This window comes from Leptolyngbya sp. DQ-M1 (genome assembly GCF_039962505.1).
Lineage (GTDB): Bacteria > Cyanobacteriota > Cyanobacteriia > Leptolyngbyales > Leptolyngbyaceae > Leptolyngbya.
Genome location: NZ_JAMPLJ010000001.1, coordinates 313311 through 334078, shown reverse-complemented (window position 1 = coordinate 334078; position 20768 = coordinate 313311). Strand labels below are relative to the sequence as shown.

22 protein-coding genes and 1 pseudogene are annotated in these 20768 nt (G+C 48.1%); 3 read left to right on the top strand and 20 right to left on the bottom strand.

The annotated features are described in order from the left end of the window. Nucleotides 1-348: 348 nt before the first annotated feature. The 4 genes from trpE to ispF all read right to left on the bottom strand — a co-directional run bounded on the left by trpE (nt 349) and on the right by ispF (nt 5274). A complete protein-coding gene (gene trpE / locus NC981_RS01580; protein ID WP_348241259.1) occupies nt 349-1881 on the bottom strand; it encodes an anthranilate synthase component I in 1533 nt (510 codons plus the stop codon). A gap of 152 nt (nt 1882-2033) precedes the next feature. Beyond that, a complete protein-coding gene (locus tag NC981_RS01575) occupies nt 2034-2456 on the bottom strand; it encodes a photosystem I reaction center subunit II PsaD (protein WP_190378154.1) in 423 nt (140 codons plus the stop codon). Between the two features lie 182 nt (nt 2457-2638). After that, complete coding sequence (locus NC981_RS01570) at nt 2639-4624, bottom strand: DICT sensory domain-containing protein (protein ID WP_348241258.1); 1986 nt, start codon at nt 4622-4624, stop codon at nt 2639-2641. A 170-nt stretch (nt 4625-4794) separates the two neighbouring features. Further along, nucleotides 4795-5274: a 2-C-methyl-D-erythritol 2,4-cyclodiphosphate synthase gene (gene ispF / locus NC981_RS01565; RefSeq protein ID WP_190378156.1), complete on the bottom strand. Its 480-nt coding sequence runs from the start codon at nt 5272-5274 to the stop codon at nt 4795-4797. A gap of 91 nt (nt 5275-5365) precedes the next feature. Between ispF and NC981_RS01560 the strand changes: the two genes are divergently transcribed. Then, the gene (locus NC981_RS01560) at nt 5366-5782 is read left to right on the top strand and encodes a BlaI/MecI/CopY family transcriptional regulator (RefSeq protein ID WP_348241257.1); all 417 of its coding nucleotides are present in this window, start codon (nt 5366-5368) and stop codon (nt 5780-5782) included. Nucleotides 5783-5784: 2 nt separating this feature from the next. Continuing rightward, nucleotides 5785-6627, top strand: coding sequence for a M56 family metallopeptidase (locus NC981_RS01555; protein ID WP_348241256.1), 843 nt, complete (start codon nt 5785-5787; stop codon nt 6625-6627). Between the two features lie 64 nt (nt 6628-6691). On the opposite strand, the gene lpxD is transcribed toward NC981_RS01555, so the two are convergent. The 16 genes and pseudogenes from lpxD to NC981_RS01475 all read right to left on the bottom strand — a co-directional run bounded on the left by lpxD (nt 6692) and on the right by NC981_RS01475 (nt 20099). Continuing rightward, the gene (lpxD, locus tag NC981_RS01550) at nt 6692-7726 is read right to left on the bottom strand and encodes a UDP-3-O-(3-hydroxymyristoyl)glucosamine N-acyltransferase (protein ID WP_348241255.1); all 1035 of its coding nucleotides are present in this window, start codon (nt 7724-7726) and stop codon (nt 6692-6694) included. Further along, entirely contained in the window at nt 7727-9121 is a 1395-nt protein-coding gene (gene rlmD / locus NC981_RS01545; protein WP_348241254.1) for a 23S rRNA (uracil(1939)-C(5))-methyltransferase RlmD, read from the bottom strand. 52 nt (nt 9122-9173) lie between these two features. After that, nucleotides 9174-10307, bottom strand: coding sequence for a glycosyltransferase family 1 protein (locus tag NC981_RS01540; protein WP_348241253.1), 1134 nt, complete (start codon nt 10305-10307; stop codon nt 9174-9176). Between the two features lie 66 nt (nt 10308-10373). Continuing rightward, nucleotides 10374-11525 (bottom strand): NAD-dependent epimerase/dehydratase family protein, encoded by a 1152-nt coding sequence (locus NC981_RS01535; RefSeq protein WP_190378161.1) that lies wholly within the window; start codon nt 11523-11525, stop codon nt 10374-10376. A 169-nt stretch (nt 11526-11694) separates the two neighbouring features. Then, complete coding sequence (locus NC981_RS01530; RefSeq protein ID WP_348241252.1) at nt 11695-12285, bottom strand: chromophore lyase CpcT/CpeT; 591 nt, start codon at nt 12283-12285, stop codon at nt 11695-11697. Between the two features lie 51 nt (nt 12286-12336). Continuing rightward, entirely contained in the window at nt 12337-13476 is a 1140-nt protein-coding gene (locus NC981_RS01525) for an esterase-like activity of phytase family protein (RefSeq protein WP_348241251.1), read from the bottom strand. Between the two features lie 235 nt (nt 13477-13711). Continuing rightward, nucleotides 13712-13951: a hypothetical protein gene (locus NC981_RS01520; RefSeq protein ID WP_348241250.1), complete on the bottom strand. Its 240-nt coding sequence runs from the start codon at nt 13949-13951 to the stop codon at nt 13712-13714. A 41-nt stretch (nt 13952-13992) separates the two neighbouring features. Then, a complete protein-coding gene (locus NC981_RS01515; protein ID WP_348241249.1) occupies nt 13993-14175 on the bottom strand; it encodes a hypothetical protein in 183 nt (60 codons plus the stop codon). Between the two features lie 148 nt (nt 14176-14323). After that, a complete protein-coding gene (locus NC981_RS01510) occupies nt 14324-14671 on the bottom strand; it encodes a ribulose bisphosphate carboxylase small subunit (protein WP_190375976.1) in 348 nt (115 codons plus the stop codon). A 22-nt stretch (nt 14672-14693) separates the two neighbouring features. Next, on the bottom strand, nt 14694-15074 hold the full coding sequence (locus tag NC981_RS01505; protein WP_348241248.1) for a chaperonin family protein RbcX: 381 nt from the start codon (nt 15072-15074) through the stop codon (nt 14694-14696). Nucleotides 15075-15156: 82 nt separating this feature from the next. Further along, nucleotides 15157-16587, bottom strand: a complete 1431-nt coding sequence (locus tag NC981_RS01500; protein WP_348241247.1) for a form I ribulose bisphosphate carboxylase large subunit — start codon at nt 16585-16587, stop codon at nt 15157-15159. Nucleotides 16588-16973: 386 nt separating this feature from the next. After that, nucleotides 16974-17375: a biopolymer transporter ExbD gene (locus NC981_RS01495; protein WP_190375979.1), complete on the bottom strand. Its 402-nt coding sequence runs from the start codon at nt 17373-17375 to the stop codon at nt 16974-16976. 21 nt (nt 17376-17396) lie between these two features. After that, nucleotides 17397-18014, bottom strand: a complete 618-nt coding sequence (locus tag NC981_RS01490; protein WP_348241246.1) for a MotA/TolQ/ExbB proton channel family protein — start codon at nt 18012-18014, stop codon at nt 17397-17399. A 293-nt stretch (nt 18015-18307) separates the two neighbouring features. Continuing rightward, nucleotides 18308-19063, bottom strand: a pseudogene (locus tag NC981_RS01485) (class I SAM-dependent methyltransferase). Between the two features lie 39 nt (nt 19064-19102). Next, nucleotides 19103-19897 carry a DUF2993 domain-containing protein gene (locus NC981_RS01480; protein ID WP_190375982.1) on the bottom strand — a complete coding sequence of 265 codons (795 nt, stop codon included), beginning with the start codon at nt 19895-19897 and terminating at the stop codon, nt 19103-19105. Nucleotides 19898-19964: 67 nt separating this feature from the next. Next, nucleotides 19965-20099, bottom strand: coding sequence for a hypothetical protein (locus NC981_RS01475; RefSeq protein WP_277881328.1), 135 nt, complete (start codon nt 20097-20099; stop codon nt 19965-19967). Nucleotides 20100-20284: 185 nt separating this feature from the next. Here NC981_RS01475 and NC981_RS01470 point away from each other — a divergent pair, with 185 nt between their 5' ends. After that, nucleotides 20285-20617 (top strand): hypothetical protein, encoded by a 333-nt coding sequence (locus tag NC981_RS01470; protein ID WP_348241245.1) that lies wholly within the window; start codon nt 20285-20287, stop codon nt 20615-20617. Nucleotides 20618-20768: the final 151 nt, after the last annotated feature.

Genomic DNA, 20768 nt, shown 5'->3' with positions numbered 1-20768 from the left:
AAACCCCCACAGTATTTAGAGAATATCAAAATTGCATAGAAATACATCAATGCGCCGCACCAGTGTTGGAGCGGTGCTTAATTACAAATCCACATAGAGATAGTCAATTTTATTGTGCTTTAAAAATAGTCGTAAATCCTCCTCCCTGTTGTACTACCTGTGGCATAAACCTTACGTAGGATCTTCTTCATCCTCGTCTCTAGGGCTGAAATGGCATCAACTCTTTGCTTCGTTATAGCAACTCAAGCAATGAATGTTGCAAATGGTGCCTTTCCATGACTCGATTAGGGCGTTTCGCCGAAACGCCTCAGCATAGAATATAAATTGCATTTACTGCATCTAAGGGACTCACTCTTGTAAGCAGCGAATTGCCTCTAAAAGCCCCCGCGCTTTATTTAGCGTTTCTTGATACTCACTTTCGGGTACAGAATCCGCCACCAGTCCGGCTCCTGCTTGTACCTGAACTGTGTGTTTACCATCACCTCGATCGCGCACCACCATCGTCCGAATAGCGATCGCGCTATTCAGTTGCCCCTCAAAGTCGTAGTACCCATACGCGCCCGAATACACCCCGCGCCGACAAGGTTCTAAATTGTGAATAATCTCCATTGCTCGAATCTTCGGCGCACCGCTCACTGTTCCGGCTGGAAATCCTGCTTTGAGCAAATCCCACGCGGTTTTATCGGGTGATAACTCTCCGACGACGTTACTGACAATGTGCATCACATGAGAATAACGCTCGATCACCATCAATTCATCGACTTTCACCGTTCCGTTGATGCAGACGCGCCCTAAATCATTGCGTCCTAAATCGACTAACATCACATGCTCTGCCACTTCTTTGGGATCAGCCAGTAAATCTTGTTCTAGAGCGAGATCTTCTGCGTGAGTTTTGCCGCGTTTACGAGTTCCCGCGATCGGTCGCACTGTGGCAATTTTCGGCTGAGTCGGATCGCTCGATCGCTCGGCTTTAACCAAGACTTCTGGACTCGATCCAATAATCTGCCAATTGTTGAAGTGGAAATACGCCATATAGGGCGAGGGATTGATTAATCGCAGCGATCGATACAGTGCAAACGGCTCTCCGACAAATTCCGAATTCAGCCGTTGTGAAATCACAACCTGAAAAATATCACCCGCTTTGATGTGCGCTTTGGCAGTTTCGACGTTGGCGCAGAATTGTTCTTTTGTGGTGTTGCTTGTCCACGTGATTGATGAATCATTATTTGCAGGTGGCTTCCAGGAAAGCAATCGAGTTTTCTCAGGAAGCGGCGATTTGAGCTTATTGACTAATTGCGTGACGCGATCGCAGGCTTGCTGATACGCTGCTTCTAAATCAGTGTTTGGATCGCGCAAATCTGCATACGCGATCGCCCAAATCTTCCGCTTCACCTGATCAAAAATCAACACCTGATCAATCTGCATCCACAATCCATCGGGCAAATCCTCTTCGGTTGCCTGATAGATTGGAACACGCGGTTCAATCCAGTTGATCAGTTCATATCCCCAAAATCCGAACAGTCCGCCAATTCCTGACGGCAATTCAGGTAGTTTTACCGGCTGATAAGGCGCTAAACATTCAGATAGTGTCGCAAACGGATCGCCTTCAAACACTCTCTGAGTTCCGTCTCGGTGAGTTTGGGTGGTGCGATCGCCCCTCGCTTCCAAAACCCACAGCGGATCACACCCTAAGAAACTGTAGCGCCCGATCGTTTCTCCGCCTTCGACCGACTCCAGCAAAAAGCTATAAGGCTGCCCATCGCACACGCGATACCATGCAGAAACGGGCGTATCCAAATCAGCGACCCATTCTTGATAAACGGGGACAAAATTACCTTGCTGTGCGAGTTCCTTGAATTGAGAAAAATCGGGAGAAATCATAGCAACTTAGAACGATCGTACAGTTAGGATACAAGCTTTCTTTTACTGATGACTATACAGACTGAATTTCTTACTCGAAACAAGAGGAGCCAAACTTTAACCAAGAAGGCTAAAATTCGGCTCCTAAAAGCACAATTCGAGACGATCGAGGCTTAAGGATCGTAGGGTTTACGACCGCTAAACTTCAACTTGGCAGGCTCATAGTTCGCTCCGATGTTGCGCGGAACGCTATTGACTGCAACACGACCAGGATTTACCCTTTCAGGGAAAACGCCATCATTCGGGTGCAGGTACTGAATTTCGCCGTTCGGGAAAATGCGATAGACCTTGTAGTTGGTGATCTTGAACTTCGTGCGAAGTTGTCCACCCAAAGCTAGGCAGTGTTCCTTGCGGGCTAAATACAGTAGATTGTCGCCTTGACGCATCGTTGCTGCACCACTCATGGGCATTTCAAAGACTTGCTCTTTGGGACTGCTCCAGGTGATGGCGTATTTCTCTTCTATTAGGGCTTTGGTTAGCAGTCCACCTGTACTGCCACCGAACAAAGGTGCTTGTCCAGTAAGAGTTTCTGACATAGGGTCTCGCTCTAAACGTTTTAGGCATCGTATCACCGCACGTTTACAGCTTTAACGATTCCGTAACAGTTGTTAATAGGTACGAATTTTTCCAGGTTTAAGCGTAGAAAATTCTAAACTTTTGGGTAGGAGGCACAGCAAAACCGTGCCAATTATCATGCGGCATTTTGCATTTCGGGCATTTAATCTCTCGATCGCGTTCTTTTTCTCTGAGCGGATCGCTTAGACTCTCCCACGGGCACGATCGGAATCGTAAAGTGAAACTCACTGCCGCGATCTTTGCCGCTCGATTCTGCCCAGATGCGTCCGCCCCAGTTGGCGATAATTTGGCGACAGATGGCAAGTCCGAGACCGGTTCCGCCTGTGGTACGCCTCAGTGCGCCTTCTTCTTGGTAGAAGCGATCGAACACCGTTTCTAGCCGATTTTCTTCGATGCCGCGTCCAGTATCTGCGACCATCACTTCAAGCATGGTGTCGCTGCTACGCTTCGCTCGAATGGTGACTCTGCCCCCAGCATCCGTAAACTTGCAGGCATTATCGAGTAGTTTGGTGAGAACTTCGACTAGCCATTCACCATCGACTTGAACCAGCGGCAGTTCGGTGGAAATCTGGGTAACAATTTGCGGCAGTGGAGTTGCCATTCTGCGGGCTTGCAGACTGCTGAGAGCGAGATCAACACATTCCCAAAGCGGCAACGGTTCCATTCTCCACTCCACTCGTCCGCTTTCAAGCCGCGACAACGTGAGAAAGTCTTGAATCAGCTTCCGCATTCGTTCTCCGTCGGCTAGGGCGGAATTGAGCATCACTTGCCGCAGGTCGGGAGACATATCGGGTTCGCTGGCAAGGCTTTCGAGACACACTTGAATGGTCGAAAGCGGGGTACGAAGTTCGTGCCCGGTAATGGCAATCAAATTGCTGCGGGTGCGATCGAGCGCTTCTAGCTGCTGATTGAGATCTTCTAGATTGGCAAACGATTCGGCTTGAATCAAAGCCACTCCGACTTGAGTGGCGATCGCTTCGATCATGGCGACTTCATCGCGCTCTAGAACGTGCGGAGTCGTGCCGCAATAGTGCAGTTCGACCATGCCCAAAAGCTGATTCTGATGCAGCACCGGAACCATCAGCCACGATCGAACATCCCATTCCTGAGTTAAGGCTTGCAGCGTGCGATCGCCATCTTTGATCATCGCCAATCTTGCATCGGTTTGAGTGTCTTCGATAAAGACTGCTTCTTGGCGCTGCACAACTTCTTCAAACAACGGATTGCCATGCAGTGTCCAAGTCCGACCTGCAAGCGAAGGAACCGAATCGAGTAAATATTCGTGCTGCAAAATCGCAGAAGCATCGGTTGATTTGCAGCGATAAATTAAACAGCGTCCGGCACCTAACACTTTTCCGAGTTCTTCTGCTGCAACATTGAGAATTTCATGCGGATCAAGCGATCGTCGCACTGCTGCCGTAATTGAATTCACCAAGCGTTCTTTGCGCTCTTTTTCTGCAATCGAGCGGTAAGCTTTTGCGAGTTTATACTGTCCCGCTTGCAAGTAGGTGACTAAGCGATCGGCAAACGGAGCCGGATCAACTTGGTTAATATTGGAGGTTGAACTCGCGGCAATTCGCACCAGCACTGGAGCAATTTTGCTTTGTAGCTCTGGGCGATATTGCAGAATTCGATTCAGCAGAATCTCAGCCGATTTGTGAACCACAGCGCGATCGAATGTCCAAATTCCTTCAAATCGTCGGGCTTGATCGACGTGCAGTGGCGCAATGGACTGATTTTCTGCACTGAGATCGCGCTCTCGGCAAATCAAACAAGCGGCGTACTGTTCGCTGACAACAATGAGATGCCACTCCTGACTCAGCGCATCTTCCGGCTCAAAGGCGATCGTTTCGTAATGCTCGGAGCGATTGGCAAAATCGGTTTCTGGAGCCGCAAGCACATAGACTTGATCGGTACGATCAGAGATTCTCAGATACCGATGGGCTTCTTGCCGATAAAAACGCTCCCGCTGAAAACTCGCGATTACAAGCGGATGATCATTGCCTGCTAAAACCTGGTCTTCCATCGCGTGCGACAAGGCAGTGAGGGAAGACTTGAAGTAGATTTGAGGTCGCACCTGGGGAAGCGCCTTCAGCAGCGTCTCCAGGACTGAGTCAGGAATGATCATTGTTATAGTAAGTAACCCGCCAACTGTTGAATTCCCAGTGGGTCGAGAAGCTAGGGTCGAAAATGACCTAGACCGTAGTAGAACTTTTGTTTATGAGAATCAAAGTAATTCCCTCAGTCATTGTAAAGGGTGGATGGGGTCGATCGCAGGTTCACGTTTCGTTTCTTAACTCAGGCTTGTTCCAGCAGCACTACGGCGTGAGCGACGATCGCATCTTCCTGCCCGACGGCATCCATTTTTTCGTTCGTGGTGGCTTTGACTCCGACGCAATCTGGAGGGAGATTCAGAGCGGTGGCGAGACGCGATCGCATTGCTTCAATGTGCGGCTTCAGTTTCGGGCGTTCTGCCACAATCACCGAATCGATGTTGCCGATTTTCCAGCCTTTGTCTTGAATTAATTGATGCACTTGTTCAAGTAAAACAATGCTGTCGGCTCCTGCCCATTTTGGGTCAGTCGGTGGGAAATAATGCCCGATGTCGCCTAGACTCAGTGCCCCAAGCATTGCATCCATGATCGCGTGAGTCAAAACGTCCGCATCACTGTGACCCAGCAACCCGGTTTCATGTTCGATCTTGATGCCGCCAAGGATCAAATCTCGTCCACTGACAAGGCGATGAATGTCGTAACCGTTGCCGATGCGAATTGCCATAACTTTGAAGAAATCACTGCGACTTTTAGGATAGTTGAATCTGAGCGATCGCAGACAGTACAATCAAATGCGATCCACACCTGCTTAACCCATGGCTCCGCTTCCAGAATACCGCCCAAAACAACTCTCGCTAGGCCCCTTAGAAGCTGAGATTCTTCGCATCGTTTGGGAACTCGAAATGGTTACGGTAAAGGACGTTCACGATCTCATTCTGGCTGACCCCGATCGAGAACTGGCTTACACTTCAGTCACGACGGTTCTGAATCGATTGGTGAAAAAAGGCTGGTTAACCTGTAACAAGCAGAATCGATCGTTTACTTGGTCGGCGATCGTCTCGCAATCTGAGGCAAGAGCAATTCAGGCAATGGAGCAACTGAATCAATTTTTAGCGGTGACTAATCCGGATGTGGTTGCGGCATTTGCAGATAGTTTGGATCAAGCGAGTTGTGATCAGCTTGACGCGATCGCGCAACGCCTCAAGGCAGTTCGTCAAGCACGGGAGAAATAATTATGCACTTCACTTTATTGCTCATTTCCGTTAGCGTGGCGATCGCGTTTCGGCTTGCCTGGAAAACGAGTGCTTCAGACTGGAATACCCGTTGGCAAATGGCGTTAGGTGTATTTTTATTTTCGCCGCTTCTGTTAATCACAAGCGCGATCGCGATTTTGTGCATGGGGCCTCGCGGTCAAATGGTACAAACTTGGGAAGGCTGGGGGAGTTATGGAATTGCGATCGGATTTTTGGGTCTTGGCGTTGTTTTGATGATGCAGTTGGCAAGGCAGGCAGGGCGATCGCTGAAAGAAATCGACCAGTTGCCGCAAGAAATTATCTTGTCAACACCCGCGCGATTACTAAAAAGCTCAACTCCATTCATTGCTCAAATCGGTTTCTGGAATCCTGAGTTAGTGATCAGTGATGGACTTCTAGACACGCTAGACGAAGCGCATTTACAAGTGGCGCTAACGCATGAAGAAGCACATCGTCATTATCGCGATACGTTCTGGTTTTTCTGGCTGGGTGGGTTGCGCCGTTTAACTGCCTGGTTGCCAAACACCGAAGCCCTTTGGCAAGAGTTAATTTTGCTGAGGGAACTCCGCGCCGATCGCTGGGCTGCACAGCGAACCGATGGATTGCTACTTGCGGAAGCGTTGTTATCGATCGTTTCTGCCTCGCAAGTTGAATCCGAACCCTGGATGGCGGCGCTAAACGATTCGAAGCCTCAAACTCGACTGAATGAGCGAATTGATGCGTTATTAGATGAATCGGAACCTTTACCAGAAAAGAGTTATACGGTTTGGATTGGGTTGTCGATCGTATTATTGCCGCTATTCGTCATTCCGTTTCATTCCTGATTACTACCGCATTGTGCAAGAGTGACTTGCAGAATTGCAAAATGTATTATCTTAGCTGTTCACACTACTGATCATCTAAGCGTTTCTGAATCTGTTTGATGGCTTGATACATCTCATATAAACGGCTGTAAATCGCTGAAGATTTGAGATAGATTTTATGCTCCACCGCAGGATAGCCTGACATGATTGCACCAGGTTTCACGTTCGCATGAACGCCTGCTTTTGCCGACGCGATCGAGCCGTCGCCCATCTTGGCTTCGTTCGCAACTCCAGACTGTCCACCCAGAATCACCCGATTACCGATCGTCGATCCGCCGGCAATGCCAACTTGAGCCGCAAACGCACAAGCTTCACCGACTTTCACACCATGCCCAACTTGAACAAAGTTGTCAAGCTTGGTGTTGCGCCCAATCCGGGTTACACCGACGGCAGGACGATCGATCGCGGAATTACACCCAACCTCGACTCCATCTTCTAGCACCGTGTAGCCGGATTGCTCCATTTTCAGCCAGCCTTCACGAGTCGGCACAAACCCAAACCCTTCTGATCCAATCACTGCCCCAGCATGAATCACGCAATCTGCACCGATTTGACTCCGTTCGTGAATCGTGCAGTTGGCATGAAGTACCGTACGATCGCCAATACTTGCCCCCGGATAAATGACAACATTGGGGTGAATGCAGGCATGATTACCAACTTTAACGCCGGATTCAATCACCACATGAGCACCGATCGCAACACCTTCGCCAATCTGAGCCGATGGATCGATCACAGCAGTTGGATGAATCTTAGGCGAAGGTTTGAAGGGTTGGTAAAACAGCGCGATCGCTTGGGCAAACGCAAAACGCGGCTGAGAGACAACAATCCAGGCTAAATCGCGCTCGGTGGCGATCGCCTGTAAGGTTTTGTTAGCAGGCAAAATTACGGCAGTCGCTTTTGTCGATTGAAGCTGCGCCGTATATTTTGTGCTTTCTGCATAAGTCAAAGTGTTGGGAGTGGCATCGGCGATCGGGCTTACACCTGTAATGTCTAAACTTGGTGTGGCACTGTAGCTGATGACCGATTTACCTAACTTTTCGACTAGATCCTTGAATTGCATTTACTCATCCACCCGTTTCAAGAAAGCTGCACATTCGACGTGAGCGGTCTGCGGAAAAAAGTCCGCAGGCTGCACCCGCTTCAGTTGATACATATTACCTGCACACAGCACCTTTAGATCGCGTGCAAGAGTTGCAGGGTTACAACTGACGTAAACGATTTGCTTTGGTTTCTGAAGGCGTAACGTTTCTAAAACGCTAGCATCACAGCCTTTTCGGGGCGGATCGAGCATGACTAAATCAGGGTGAAGGGAGAGGGTGCGCAAAGCTTTTTCAACCGAGCCGACCTCAAAGCTGACATTTCCAATTCCATTTAATGCTGCGTTCTGCTGCGCTTGCTCGATCGCTTCGGGCTGAATTTCGATTCCGATCGCAGTTTTGACGCGCTGTGCGATCGGTAAAGTCATCGTGCCAATTCCGCAGTACAGATCAATAAAGGTTTCATCCCCTTGTAAGTTCAACTCATCCAAGATTGTCGTTAACAATGCTTCTGCTTGCTCGGTATGAACTTGGAAAAATGTATCCGGTCGAATGTGAAAGGTTAATCCAGCAAATTGCTCACTGAGAAACGGTTGCCCCGCAATGCAATGGGTTTCTGCCCCAAAGATGGCGTTTGTGCGATCGGGCTGCACATTGATCGACACTCCTACAAGATCTGGGTACCGTTGTAGCCATTCCTGCGCTTGAGCTTCTAGATTTGGTAATTCTGGATCAGCCGTCACCATCGTTAACAGCACTTCACCTGTACGCTGTCCGATTCTCAAGGCTAAATGCCGCACTTGTCCCCGATGATACTTCTCATCATAAACCCGCCAACCTTGCTGCTGAATATCGTGTTTCACCTCAGCCAAGAACGGATTCAATCGTTCATCCTGAATCGGGCATTGATTCAGATTCACAATTTGATGCGTTCCTTTCTGGTAATACCCGGCTTGTACTTGTCGATGCTGCGATATCCCTAGCGGATAAGTTGCTTTATTGCGATAGTGCAGAGGCTCGCTGACGTTAAGAACTTCATCAATTGCAACTCCCTCGAATCCCCCGATCCGCTCTAACGCTTGCACAACCTGATTGCGTTTCGCCGTGCGCTGATATTCATACTCGACGTGCTGCCACTGACATCCGCCACACTTATCCGCCACAATGCAACTCGGACGCACTCCATACGGAGACTCTTCGAGCAGTTCATGTATCTTTGCATGAGCGTAATTCGGCTTGACGTGCATCAATCGGACGATCGCCCGATCGCCCGTCACCGTGTCCGGCACAAACACCACTCGCGATCCGGATCGTCCAACACCATCGCCCCGATCGCTTAAATCTGTGATCGTCACTTCGATCAGATCACCTTGTTTCCAAGGGCTATCAATCGGGGCGGTTTCTAACTCTGAGGGCACAACAATTTACCAATAAGGTCTGTTCCATTGTGGCGTTTTTTGGCAAAGTCGATTATCGCACAGCCGCGATCGCAGCTTTTGATAACACATCTTCATAGTAGTTCTGCAATTGTTTCGTTGCGGCTGACCAACTCCAGCGCTCTGCTTCAGCGCGAGCATTCTGTCTCAGCTTCTCGCGTTCTTCGGTGCGCGATAACAGATGCTGCGTGGCGACGATCGCGCCCTTCTCATCAGTCGGATCGAAGAGATAGCCATTCACGCCATCTTCGACAATATCGGGAATGCCGCCCGATCGAGCTGCCACCACTGGACAGCCTGCCGCCATTGCTTCAAGTAAAACAAGTCCAAGCGTTTCAGTTCGAGACGGAAACACAAACGCATCTGCAGAGGCAAATGCAGATGCCAGTTCTTGACCTGCAAGATATCCGACAAAATTTGTATTGGTGCCTGCAAAGTGTTGCTCTAACGGTTGGCGATTTGGGCCATCACCGACTAAGGCTAATCGTGCATTCGGAATCGATTCGAGAACGGCTTTGATGCGATCGACCTCTTTCTCCGCAGATAACCGCCCGACATAGAGCAACAATGGCGCTTCAGGATGACCTTGTGAGAGGCGCGATCGCATTTCCAGGTTCGCAAAATGCGGCTGAAACGTCTCCGTATCCACGCCACGCTGCCAAAGATTGACCCGTTCAATTCCGTGATCTGTCAAGGCCTGCATCATTGCGGTTGAAGTGCAGAGATTGATTTCAGCTTGATTATGTCCAGCTTTGAGCAATTCCCACAGAACGCCCTCTAATGCCCCCAAACCGTAGTGATGAAGATATTCCGGTAAGTGCGTGTGATAAGACGCGATCAATGGGATGTTGAGAACCTTGCTGTAAAACAGTCCTGCCAATCCTAAAACCGCAGGATTCACAATATGAATCAGATCGGGTTTGAAGTGTGAAAGTTGATCACCGATCGCAGGTCGCGGCAATGCTAACTTCAACTCTGGATACAACGGTAACGGAAATCCTGAAACACCATAAATTTTTGCGCCTTTGTACTCGGTTAAACCCCCATCGGGCGAGAAGATCAACACTTCGTTGCCCTGTCTTTGCAGGTGGTCAACGGTGTGTTTTAACCGAGTAACAATTCCATCAACTTTTGGCAGAAACGTTTCTGTAAATAAAGCAATACGCATAACCGTTATGAGAAGGGTCGATCGTAAAAAAGCGATGATCCGAAAACCATCGCTTTTTGAATTGAATTATCGCTTCCAAGTTACTTTTGGTAGGATCTCGCTGTTATCCACGCGATGCTTGTACTTCACAGCAAAATTCAGCAACGAATCGAGCAATGAATCCGAAAGATAGTGCGGTTGCAGTCCCAAATCCAAGAGATTGGTGTTTTTCGCATTGAAATAATGTTCTTCTTTCTCGATGCGGGGATTATCGAAGTTCTGCACCTCAATTTTCAAGCCCATTGCGCTTCCCGCTTTCTGAACCAAGTTGGCGATTTCTGCCACCCCGAACAGTTCAGTAAATTGGTTAAACACGCGAAACTCACCCGGAGCCGCAGGCGTTTCCAGCGCCAATTCCACACAGCGCACCGTATCCCGAATATCGAGAAATCCCCGCGTTTGTCCACCTTTTCCGTAGACCGTGAGCGGATGCCCGATCGCTGCTTGAATGCAGAATCGATTCAACGCCGTTCCAAACACACCATCATAATCAAGGCGGTTGATCAGCAGTTCGTCCATTCCGGTTTCTTCGGTCAGAACGCCGTACACAATGCCCTGGTTAAGATCCGTTGCGCGTAAACCCCAAATCCGACAGGCAAAGTGAATATTGTGCGAGTCGTGAACTTTGCTGAGGTGATACATACTCCCCGGCTGTTTCGGGTACGGAAGCGTATCTTTGCGTCCGTTGTGTTCGATCGTAATGTAGCCTTCTTCGATATCGATGTTTGGCGTTCCATATTCGCCCATCGTTCCAAGTTTGACCAAATGACAATCGGGGAACTTCTCTTTCATGATGTAGAGCAGATTGAGCGTTCCGACGACATTATTGACCTGAGTGAGAACGGCGTGTTCGCGATCGATCATCGAAAACGGAGCCGATCGCTGTTCCCCAAAATGCACGATCGCATCGGGTTGGAACTGCTCCATTGATTTGTTGAGAAACTCGTAGTTCGTGATATCGCCGATAAAAAGATCGATCGTTTTGCCTGTGAGGTCTTTCCAGCGTTGCAGACGCTGCTTAATCGGCGCGATCGGGGTCAGCGTATCAATACACAATTCATTATCCCAATGCCGCCGCACTAAGCTATCTAAAATACCAACCTCATGCCCTCGATTCGACAAGTAGAGCGCAGTTGCCCAACCACAATATCCATCACCACCAATAACTAGGACTTTCATGCTTGCTCAATCTTTCCTGCGGATACTTTGCCAAATCTACCAGGTTTCGGCACTCAGAAGATCGCAATTCGCAGCGAGTTCGCCTGAATTCTTAACTGTAATCTTCCGATTCACCCCAATATCTATCTAATGGCGGAAGTGTGATTGTCCTACGGTGTATTCAAAATTACTAAATCTGTACCTCATCGGCAAAGCTTGCCCATCGCACAAATTCAAATGCACCTGCGACCGATCCCCAAACGTGCTCATCGGTTTCCGGGTCGCGTCCACGATCGAGACTGGTAAATCGCTCTCCATCAATCTCAAATTCACTATCTAAGTAAGTTTCTTTGCCTTTGCGAGTCACCATACAGGCTTTTCCAGGCTCGACTCGTCCTTTGAAGCTGCTGCCCGTCCATTCCACAATCATGTTGCAGCCTGGAAGCTTTTCTAGCTGATCTGCTTTCAATTCCTTCAGGCGGTTCAAATCACGGGATGCTCCATACAGCTTTTGTTCATCGCGCACTTGGTAATTTTCGATTTCGATGTAACCGTTGCGATCGATCAATTTCAATACTCGCAACCGATACGGATCATTCAGCATATAGTCGTAGGCTTGCTCAACAAAAAATCCGACTCCACCAAGCACATCCAACGGCAACGGACGCATACACACGCGAATGTGAGCATACATCGGCGGATTTTCAAAGGCTTGTAACTGATTGCTGAAATCCGCAGCCATCCAACGTGCCAAAGTTGCAATATCAGTAGAGTGTGTCATAGCCATTTCATCGAGACTTGGATTTTATTGTAAGGGGTTGCAGCCGACAAATCATCCTTTTAGTCCCTTGAGCCGAAACAGCAAGAATTGTGTCACTTGCCCTAAGCTGAAATTGTCATCGCTGACCAGCACTAAGCTATGCGATCCATCTGGTAATCTTGCGCCGATCGTCATTGCTTCCAAGTTATCAATCCGAACACCTAACTGATTGAGATCTTGCAATAGCTCCTTTCTTACGGGTCTCACCTTCGCTCCACGCAGGGATTCGATCGAAGACGTATCACTTGCCGTTCCAGTTGCAACTTGAAACAGTTTGACCTGAAATCCACCCACTCCGAACGATCGCTCTAAGCTCAAGAAATGCCCACCTTGATCGATCGACAATAGTTCAGTCAGTCCAGAATCAGATGCGCCTGTGGGTTTCGGATCTAACGGATAAGCGTGTTCTGAAATCAATGTCGATCGCGTGGGAATCAGTTGATAATGCAGCAATCGATTCAACAGACTTTCTTTTGTCGTTGGCAGTTCAAGATCTTGGGCTAACGGGGACTCGATCGCGGCAAACAATCGGAACGGTTCAGCAGAGGGAGCCGTGGAAGCGCCTGCATTCAGCGTCAACGCTTCAAATCCGAGATTATCCCGAACTCCGCGAGTTTGCGTCATTCCTTTTGCATCCGGCAAATACGACTCCGGCATCTGCAACTTCCGCTTCAGTTTCCCGGTTTGCAAATCGAACTCCCCAATAAAGGGTGCAATCCCGTCTTTCGTCACTCCCTCGCTGGAAACAAACACAGAGTTGAGCGGCGATAATGCAATGCCTTCCGGGTCGATCGTTCCTTTCGCAAACGGTTGCCCTGTCTCATCAGTTAATGTCGTGACGTTCTGAACTTCGACCGATTTGAGTGTGTTCTGAGCAATCTGCAATTTCAGCGTGTAAAAACGGGCGGGATTGCGATCGCTGCGATCGTCCGAAATGGCGTAATAGAGATCTCGTTTACGATCGTAAGTAATCCCCGAAAGTCCGCCGATCGTCGTTTCTTTGAACGCTTTATCGGTCAAAGTGTAGCTACCGAGAAACTCGATCGACAGTGGCAAAAACAATCGGTCTTCTGCGCTCACGCGCGGCAAGCTGCATCCAGTCAAGCCGACGAAACAGAGAAACAGAGCAATCCAAGAAGTCCAGCAACGCATTGATCTTTCCTTGCAAATCTCCGTTTACTGTAGCGCGGGATGGGAATCGATCGCTTCTGCGAGTGCTTCGACGTTGAGTTTAACGATCGCTGGCATAGTGTTTTCCCTTGCATCATTCCTTCAATTATTGCTGGGAGAATCGCAGATTAAAGCGCTCTAACCTCTATAAATTGAATTCAAGGTAGAGCGCAATAGAGACAGAGAAGCTGAATTATCGTCCAGATACGCTCAACAATTAACCAGCTTTTACATCGTCAAGTTTTGCCTGGACAGATTTCTGGAAAGCAGAAATCCCGCCTTTAGAGTCCCAAGCTTCTCTAAAGGTTGGTAGTTCTTCTAGCCTCATCACATTGCCGCCTTGATAACTAAGAACGGCTGGGTATTCAAAAATTACCTCTGCCCTGAATTCATCAGGTGGATTATTAATTGTCCATATCACTTTAACTTCGCGATAAAAGTTAAAGTCGCCTTCCACTTTCAAGTCTTTACGGTCAGCCTTGTCATCGAGAACTTTGACTAGGGCGTAACGTAGCCACGCTGCCGCAGGAGAATTAGGTCATTACGTTGCGGTTTGTTGGCGTTGTTCTCGCAGTTCTTCCATTCCAACTTAAACGGAGTTTGAGGGTTGGGATAAGCCCATTCTTTGTTAGGCTCTACGCTTTTTACGTTTTTCGTCCAATAAAGGCGTTGTAAGTCCATTGATTCTTTTATCTACGTAACTTCGCTGTTAGGTTTCCCTGTTACGCATGGCAGTACCCCATTTACCCTGGACAATCTGAACAATAAAAAAGGAGATGGATTGTCCATCTCCTTTAAAAACGATCGCAGAACCAACTGCGAATCAAAATTAGTAGCGGTAGCCGCTATTGTTTGAACCCGGTTTGTGAACGATAAAGCTCATCACCTGGCACTGTTTGATGTTGTCAAACGCCACCACGCGGATGTAGCAATTGCCATACTCAGAACGGCACTGTTGCACTTCGTTCAGCACTTCTTGGGGAGAAGTTGCGTTAAACAAAGGCAACTTCCACATCGTCCAGTAGTAAACGGTCGGGTCAGACGACTCGTTGAACTCGATACAAGGGAAATACCCTTGATCAAGCGTGTACTGAATCTGACGCGCAATTTGAGCATCAGTCAAAGCAGGCAGATAGGAAAACGTCTCAAAACGCTGCTCTTTGGGTAGAGTTTTCATGAAATCCTCAATGATTAGGTCGTCAATTACTTTCAGAGTCAGAATCTTGCGATTCGGTCGTTAAGTCGAGTTGCGTCATGCGCTCTAGCTGTTTGCGGCGTTGCTCCATGTTTGCTTGTTGCATCGACGATCGCAACATTTCCGGCAGCACATCAGCGATTTCCTCGGCAAGATGTTCTCTCACCGTTAAAATCCGAAACGCCAAATCTTGCCGTTCTCGAAACATCGCTTCCATAAACGCTTCACCGTCTGTAATGCTTTCTCGTGAGGAAAACTTGTGCAGCCAGTAAGCCTTTTTTGGATCAGTTTCGTCTAGCTGAGCATAAACAACCCGGACTGCTTGATACGTCAAATAACTAATCAGTGTCTTTGTCGTATCTTTCGCAATTCGCTTCAGATCCATACGTTGGATTGTGAGTTTTGGATTTTAGATTCTGGACAGAGATCGCCCCATCCAAAATCTAAAATCTGCGATCAAACGGTCATCAGACGGTATCAACAGCTTCAAACTCGAACTTGATTTCTTTCCACAGTTCACAAGCCGCAGCCAATTCTGGCGACCAGCGGCAAGCTTCACGAATGATGTCGCCGCCTTCACGCATGAGGTCACGACCTTCGTTCCGAGCTTGCACACAAGCTTCCAATGCAACACGGTTTGCCGTTGCACCCGGCGCGTTACCCCAGGGGTGACCCAAGGTTCCACCACCGAACTGAAGCACCGAGTCATCACCGAAGATTTCAACCAGTGCAGGCATGTGCCATACGTGGATACCACCCGAAGCCACCGCCATCACACCCGGCATCGAAGCCCAGTCCTGGGTGAAGTAAACACCACGAGACGGATCGCGCTCGATGTAGTTTTCACGCAGCAAGTCGATGAAACCAAGTGTGATTGCCTTGTCACCTTCGAGCTTACCGACAACGGTTCCGGTGTGAATGTGGTCACCACCAGACATCCGTAAGCACTTCGACAACACGCGGAAGTGGATACCGTGGTTCTTCTGACGATCGATCACCGCGTGCATTGCACGGTGAATGTGCAACAGCAGACCATTCGCACGGCAGTATTTCGCCAGAGTCGTGTTTGCTGTGAAACCTGCGGTCAAGAAGTCGTGCATGATGATCGGCATTTCGAGTTCTTTCGCGAATGCCGCACGCTCTAACATATCTTCGCAAGTTGCAGCGGTCACGTTGAGGTAGTGACCTTTGATTTCGCCCGTTTCAGCTTGCGACTTGTGAATTGCATCAGCAACGAACAAGAAGCGATCGCGCCAGCGTTGGAACGGCTGCGAGTTGATGTTTTCGTCGTCTTTGGTGAAGTCCAAACCACCGCGCAGACATTCGTACACTGCACGACCGTAGTTCTTCGCAGACAGACCGAGTTTCGGCTTAATCGTACATCCAAGTAGCGGACGACCGTACTTGTTAATTTTGTCGCGCTCAACCTGGATGCCGTGAGGCGGTCCTTGGAAGGTCTTCAAGTAAGCAACCGGGATGCGGAGGTCTTCGAGACGCAGCGCTTTCAACGCTTTGAACCCGAAGACGTTACCCACCAACGAGGTCAGCAGGTTGGTTACAGATCCTTCTTCAAACAGGTCGAGAGGATATGCAATATAAGCGATGAATTGGCTATCTTCACCCCGGACAGGCTCGATATCGTAGCAGCGTCCTTTGTAGCGATCGAGGTCGGTCAACAAGTCCGTCCACACAGTCGTCCAGGTACCCGTGGAAGACTCAGCAGCAACCGCAGCAGCAGCTTCTTCCGGAGGAACGCCAGGTTGAGGAGTCACCCGGAACGCTGCCAAAATATCAGTGTCTTTAGGCGTGTAGTCTGGGGTGTAGTACGTTAAACGGTAATCTTGTACCCCAGCCTTATACCCAGCTTTGGACTGGGTTTTGGTTTGAGCGTAGGACATATCTCCCTTCCTGTAATGAAAACGATTGAAAACCTTGATTCAGACATCACCAACAGTGACCAGGAAATTCCTGACCGATGTGGCTGGCATTACACCTTGACACTGGGGATCAGCTTGCCATACATGATCCCATGTTTGGAGACAGTTTGTGAATCTCGCTGCTCTCCCGTGCATAGGCGCGAACTGATCTGAATCATATCAGGATTTCAATAAGCCTTAGTTTAGAGAATCTGTGTTGATTAATAAAAAAATGTTATGAGATTTACCTGGATGTAACGTTTGGCATATGAAAACTTAAGAAACAGTTAAAACGCCCGTTTCTGCATTAAGCGCGATCGAAGTCAAGGGGATCGCTGCAGCAAATTTTTTACTTTCTTTAACTTTCGTTACGACTGACGAGTTGCGATTCCTAGCCGAATCCCAGGAATCGATCGCAATCGATCCATTACGGTAATCACTTGACCATGCGAAACTCTTTCGTCGGCATTGATTACGACAACCGCTTGGCGATTGCGGCTCAAGATTTCACGCACTGTCGCTGGAAGCGTATCAATCACAATCGGCTTTTTATCAACTGCGATTTCTCCCTTTGGATTAATCGTCACCACAATTTGAGCTGTTTTTTGGGCTTCAGCCGTGACAGCTTTCGGAAGCGAAACGGGGAGACCTTGCGATCGCGTTAAAAACAGCGTAGACATAATAAAGAATGTCAACAGCGCAAACACCACATCGATCAGAGGCGCAAGATAAATTTGCGGGGGTAGGTCTGGCTCTTCAGGAAGACGCATCGGGAACTCCTCGACAGTTTTTCAGATAGCGTGGCGACGACGGTAAAGCAATTCTAATTGTCCACCGTATTCTTGAATCAGTGCGAGTTGTTTGGTGTACAAACCGCGAAAGAGATTCGCAAAAAATAGCGTAAAAATGGCAACGACCAAGCCTGCTGCGGTTGAAATCAACGCTTCACTAATTCCACCCGTTACCCCTAGTGTATTGGCTCCTCCCACATCCCCCAAGCGCAATGAAGCAAATGAAGTAATTAGTCCGGTTACGGTTCCCAGTAAGCCAAGGAGCGGGGCGAGACCGACGATCGTATCAAACACCGTGTTAAACCGTTTTAACAGTGGAATCTCTGCCATACCCGCACTTTCGAGTGCCAGCCGGAATTCTTCAGGCGTGGCTTGCTCCAGCTCTAAAGCTGCAAGAAAGATTCGAGCGATCGGTAAATCTGAATTTTTCTCTAACATCTGAAAGGCAGCGATCGGATTGCGCTTGTAAACATTCATCACTTCTCTAGCGACTCGCTGCTGACGCTGAGAAATTTTTACCCAAAACAGCGATCGTTCTAGAATCAGTGCCACTGCCAAAATTGAAAACAGCAGCAACGGAATCATCACAACTCCGCCAGCAATGAACCAGTTAGGCATGAGAAATCGCGACTTTAGAACAACCACCCATTATGAATGAAGCGGGGAACGATCGTGGCGATTTAATTAGCTGAATCTTCCTCAAGCGCCTGAATCCGTTCTTCGTCTGTTAATCCAGGAAAAGCTTCTGTTTGTTCTTCATACTCATAAATCAACATCACCAAAACCCTCAAATAACCGTGAACATCGTCATTTGAGGGACGGCTCAGGACTTGATTAATTTGCTCTTGCGTCGCTCGTAACAGCGCTTTATCTTGAATTGAATGCGGCGAAAACTCTGTTAATGGCTTGCATCACGCTTGATCGATTGGTTTTGACAACTTGAAGGCAACAGAATAAGGAAGATTTTGATATTTGAAGAATTCTTGCTCATTTTTGGCGAGATGCGTCCGATCGCTTCCTAATCTCGGTTCCTCAAAATCAACTACATCAAAACCAGCCAACTTAAACGCTTTCCAATAGTCTGATAGAGGTCGGTGGAACCAGATAAACGAAGTCGTGAAGTGTTTCCAAGGCGGATCTTGGCGCTTTTGCCGTCCAAAGTATGATTCTTTCCAGTGATACGCAACAGAGGCATCATTCACAACGGCGGCTCCTTGATCAAAACAAGGATGTGAAAACACCAAAACCGCAATCCCACCCAGCTTTAACACTCGTTGGAAAGCGAGAATTGTCTCTTCTAAATCAGGTAAATCCATCAAAACATAATTGGACACAAGCAAATCAAAGTGTTCATCTGGAAGCGTTTTGAGTTCTGAGCAGGAATCTTCGTGAAAGTCGATCGATAATCCTTATCGTGCTTTTTGTTGCGCGATCACCAACATCTCTGGCGCAAGATCAACTCCGGTGACGATTGCACCCTTTCGACAAACTTGATGTGATAAATATCCGGTTCCACAACCTGCATCTAAAACAGCGCGCCCGTCTACCGCTCCCAAAAACTGCCACACTACCGGATCAGAATTGAGAATGCGATCTCCCGGCTCACCAACCTGAATATTCCAATCTTGAGCCTTCTGATTCCAAGACTCGTAAATTTCTTGTTCCATAACTTTGCAGAATAGTTGGAACAAGTCAGGCTAAGATAATTAACCCTGTTTCGGAAAATGCGTGACTTCTGCATAACCGCTAAAAATCAGCTTATCGTCTTCAGTTTCTAAGCGATTTAGGCGCATCGTCACACCATCAAGATTAAATCGATCGAGATCCACCATATTATTTAAAATCTCAGCAAAGGTATTGCTCAAAAGCTCTGACACTCCACGTTGAGCTTCAGGAATGTCATCAACAATAAATTGTGGATTTTGAAACAGAATGCGACGACGACGTTCGATCGCGATCGTTGCAGTTAAGCAAATTGGAATGAGTCCATTCGGTAATGCTGCTTTTGCAGAAATCTGGATTTGATTTTCGGGCAGAAGCTTCAGAACAACTTCCGAGAAGGCAACAGGTTCACCCCCGGAGAGATTCATCAATGACGCTTCCGTAATGTTTTCCATTCGAGGCTTAACTAGTTCAGACTGAAATGCCTTATTTAGACCCGCTTCTGTAAGGATGACCTTTGCAACAGCTTGAGCCGCTTGCTTGAGGCGAATCTTACCCGATAGGACAGAGCCGAAATCGATCGACACCGCATCGGTTTCAAACCACATCTCCTCAACCCAGAATTCACGGCGGATCAGCAACCCACGTCCGCTCATTTTGAAGCTGTCAATGCTGCCCTGCAACAGCTTGCTTGATGGAAAACATTTGAGTGAAACATCCACAGACTCACTCTGCGTAAACAGATGGCGAATCGATTGACTCAACACAGAGTTCAGCATCTGTTCGCCGAAGTCCGTGTTATTGGTGGGGGGCTTGAAGCCAGTAAATCCGCCAAACATAAGCATTTTTAGAACCTTGCTCCATTCATTATGTAACAGAATGTTAAGACTGGCAACAAATGGGATATCAACGGAGGTAATGCAAAGCTTCAGAAACTTGAATCGTTTGCTTGAGCCATAACGCTGGCTTCTTAGAGCCATTATGCTTAATCAAAGCACGAATCGCGAGTTGAATCAGATTTGCAGGTGCTATGACAGACATAAGCAGTCCCGCAAAAGTTGTTTCCTGGATGCACGATCGACCCTAAGCCAAAAGCGAAGAAATCGCTGGGAATCATTCAACACTTCAAGCTTTTTCGCTGAAGTTGGCTTATGTCTAGTCTATCCGGGTACAGAAATAATCTTGTAATGAACCATTTTGATCAAACAAGCACCAGAAATCTAATGATGAAAAATGTTCTTGTTTTCTTCAGTCTCAGCGTTTTGATCTCGCTTGTAACTCAGCTATTTTCACCTGCCGACGCACAGATCGGATTAGTAGAATCGCGGCTTTCGCGGATCGAAACTGAACTTGTGGGGATTCGCTCGGAGTTAAATCAACTGTCTGCAAGCCGTCCCCGCGCTGGAGTCTCAGTTCCCTCTCCTTCAAGCTCTCCAACGCTTCCACGATCAACAAAGTTCACGGATGCCCAGTTCGATCGACTCGCAACCCTGGTGATTGAATTACGTGAACGAATCAAAACTTTAGAAGAAAAAGTCGCTAAATTGCAGGGGCGGTAAGAGCCTACGTATCCCATTTTTATGCTGCGTGTAATAAATCACGCTTCTCTGAATTGACTCCGCTCTGGAACTAAACTCGAGAAAACTCTATCTTGTTCCACGATTAGCACAAGTTGATCTTTGATCTCTAGCAGGATAACTTCCACAACAC

Excerpts from the sequence above, each read along its gene's own strand:
- NC981_RS01525 (WP_348241251.1), bottom strand. The coding sequence starts at position 13,476 with ATGCGTTGCTGGACTTCTTGGATTGCTCTGTTTCTCTGTTTCGTCGGC.
- NC981_RS01470 (WP_348241245.1), top strand. The coding sequence starts at position 20,285 with ATGAAAAATGTTCTTGTTTTCTTCAGTCTCAGCGTTTTGATCTCGCTT.
- trpE (WP_348241259.1), bottom strand. The coding sequence starts at position 1,881 with ATGATTTCTCCCGATTTTTCTCAATTCAAGGAACTCGCACAGCAAGGT.
- NC981_RS01510 (WP_190375976.1), bottom strand. The coding sequence starts at position 14,671 with ATGAAAACTCTACCCAAAGAGCAGCGTTTTGAGACGTTTTCCTATCTG.
- NC981_RS01490 (WP_348241246.1), bottom strand. The coding sequence starts at position 18,014 with ATGCCTAACTGGTTCATTGCTGGCGGAGTTGTGATGATTCCGTTGCTG.
- NC981_RS01495 (WP_190375979.1), bottom strand. The coding sequence starts at position 17,375 with ATGCGTCTTCCTGAAGAGCCAGACCTACCCCCGCAAATTTATCTTGCG.
- ispF (WP_190378156.1), bottom strand. The coding sequence starts at position 5,274 with ATGGCAATTCGCATCGGCAACGGTTACGACATTCATCGCCTTGTCAGT.
- NC981_RS01515 (WP_348241249.1), bottom strand. The coding sequence starts at position 14,175 with ATGGACTTACAACGCCTTTATTGGACGAAAAACGTAAAAAGCGTAGAG.
- NC981_RS01535 (WP_190378161.1), bottom strand. The coding sequence starts at position 11,525 with ATGAAAGTCCTAGTTATTGGTGGTGATGGATATTGTGGTTGGGCAACT.
- NC981_RS01540 (WP_348241253.1), bottom strand. The coding sequence starts at position 10,307 with ATGCGTATTGCTTTATTTACAGAAACGTTTCTGCCAAAAGTTGATGGA.
- NC981_RS01480 (WP_190375982.1), bottom strand. The coding sequence starts at position 19,897 with ATGTTTGGCGGATTTACTGGCTTCAAGCCCCCCACCAATAACACGGAC.
- NC981_RS01555 (WP_348241256.1), top strand. The coding sequence starts at position 5,785 with ATGCACTTCACTTTATTGCTCATTTCCGTTAGCGTGGCGATCGCGTTT.
- NC981_RS01575 (WP_190378154.1), bottom strand. The coding sequence starts at position 2,456 with ATGTCAGAAACTCTTACTGGACAAGCACCTTTGTTCGGTGGCAGTACA.
- NC981_RS01530 (WP_348241252.1), bottom strand. The coding sequence starts at position 12,285 with ATGACACACTCTACTGATATTGCAACTTTGGCACGTTGGATGGCTGCG.
- lpxD (WP_348241255.1), bottom strand. The coding sequence starts at position 7,726 with ATGCAATTCAAGGATCTAGTCGAAAAGTTAGGTAAATCGGTCATCAGC.
- NC981_RS01570 (WP_348241258.1), bottom strand. The coding sequence starts at position 4,624 with ATGATCATTCCTGACTCAGTCCTGGAGACGCTGCTGAAGGCGCTTCCC.
- NC981_RS01505 (WP_348241248.1), bottom strand. The coding sequence starts at position 15,074 with ATGGATCTGAAGCGAATTGCGAAAGATACGACAAAGACACTGATTAGT.
- NC981_RS01475 (WP_277881328.1), bottom strand. The coding sequence starts at position 20,099 with ATGTCTGTCATAGCACCTGCAAATCTGATTCAACTCGCGATTCGTGCT.
- NC981_RS01500 (WP_348241247.1), bottom strand. The coding sequence starts at position 16,587 with ATGTCCTACGCTCAAACCAAAACCCAGTCCAAAGCTGGGTATAAGGCT.
- NC981_RS01560 (WP_348241257.1), top strand. The coding sequence starts at position 5,366 with ATGGCTCCGCTTCCAGAATACCGCCCAAAACAACTCTCGCTAGGCCCC.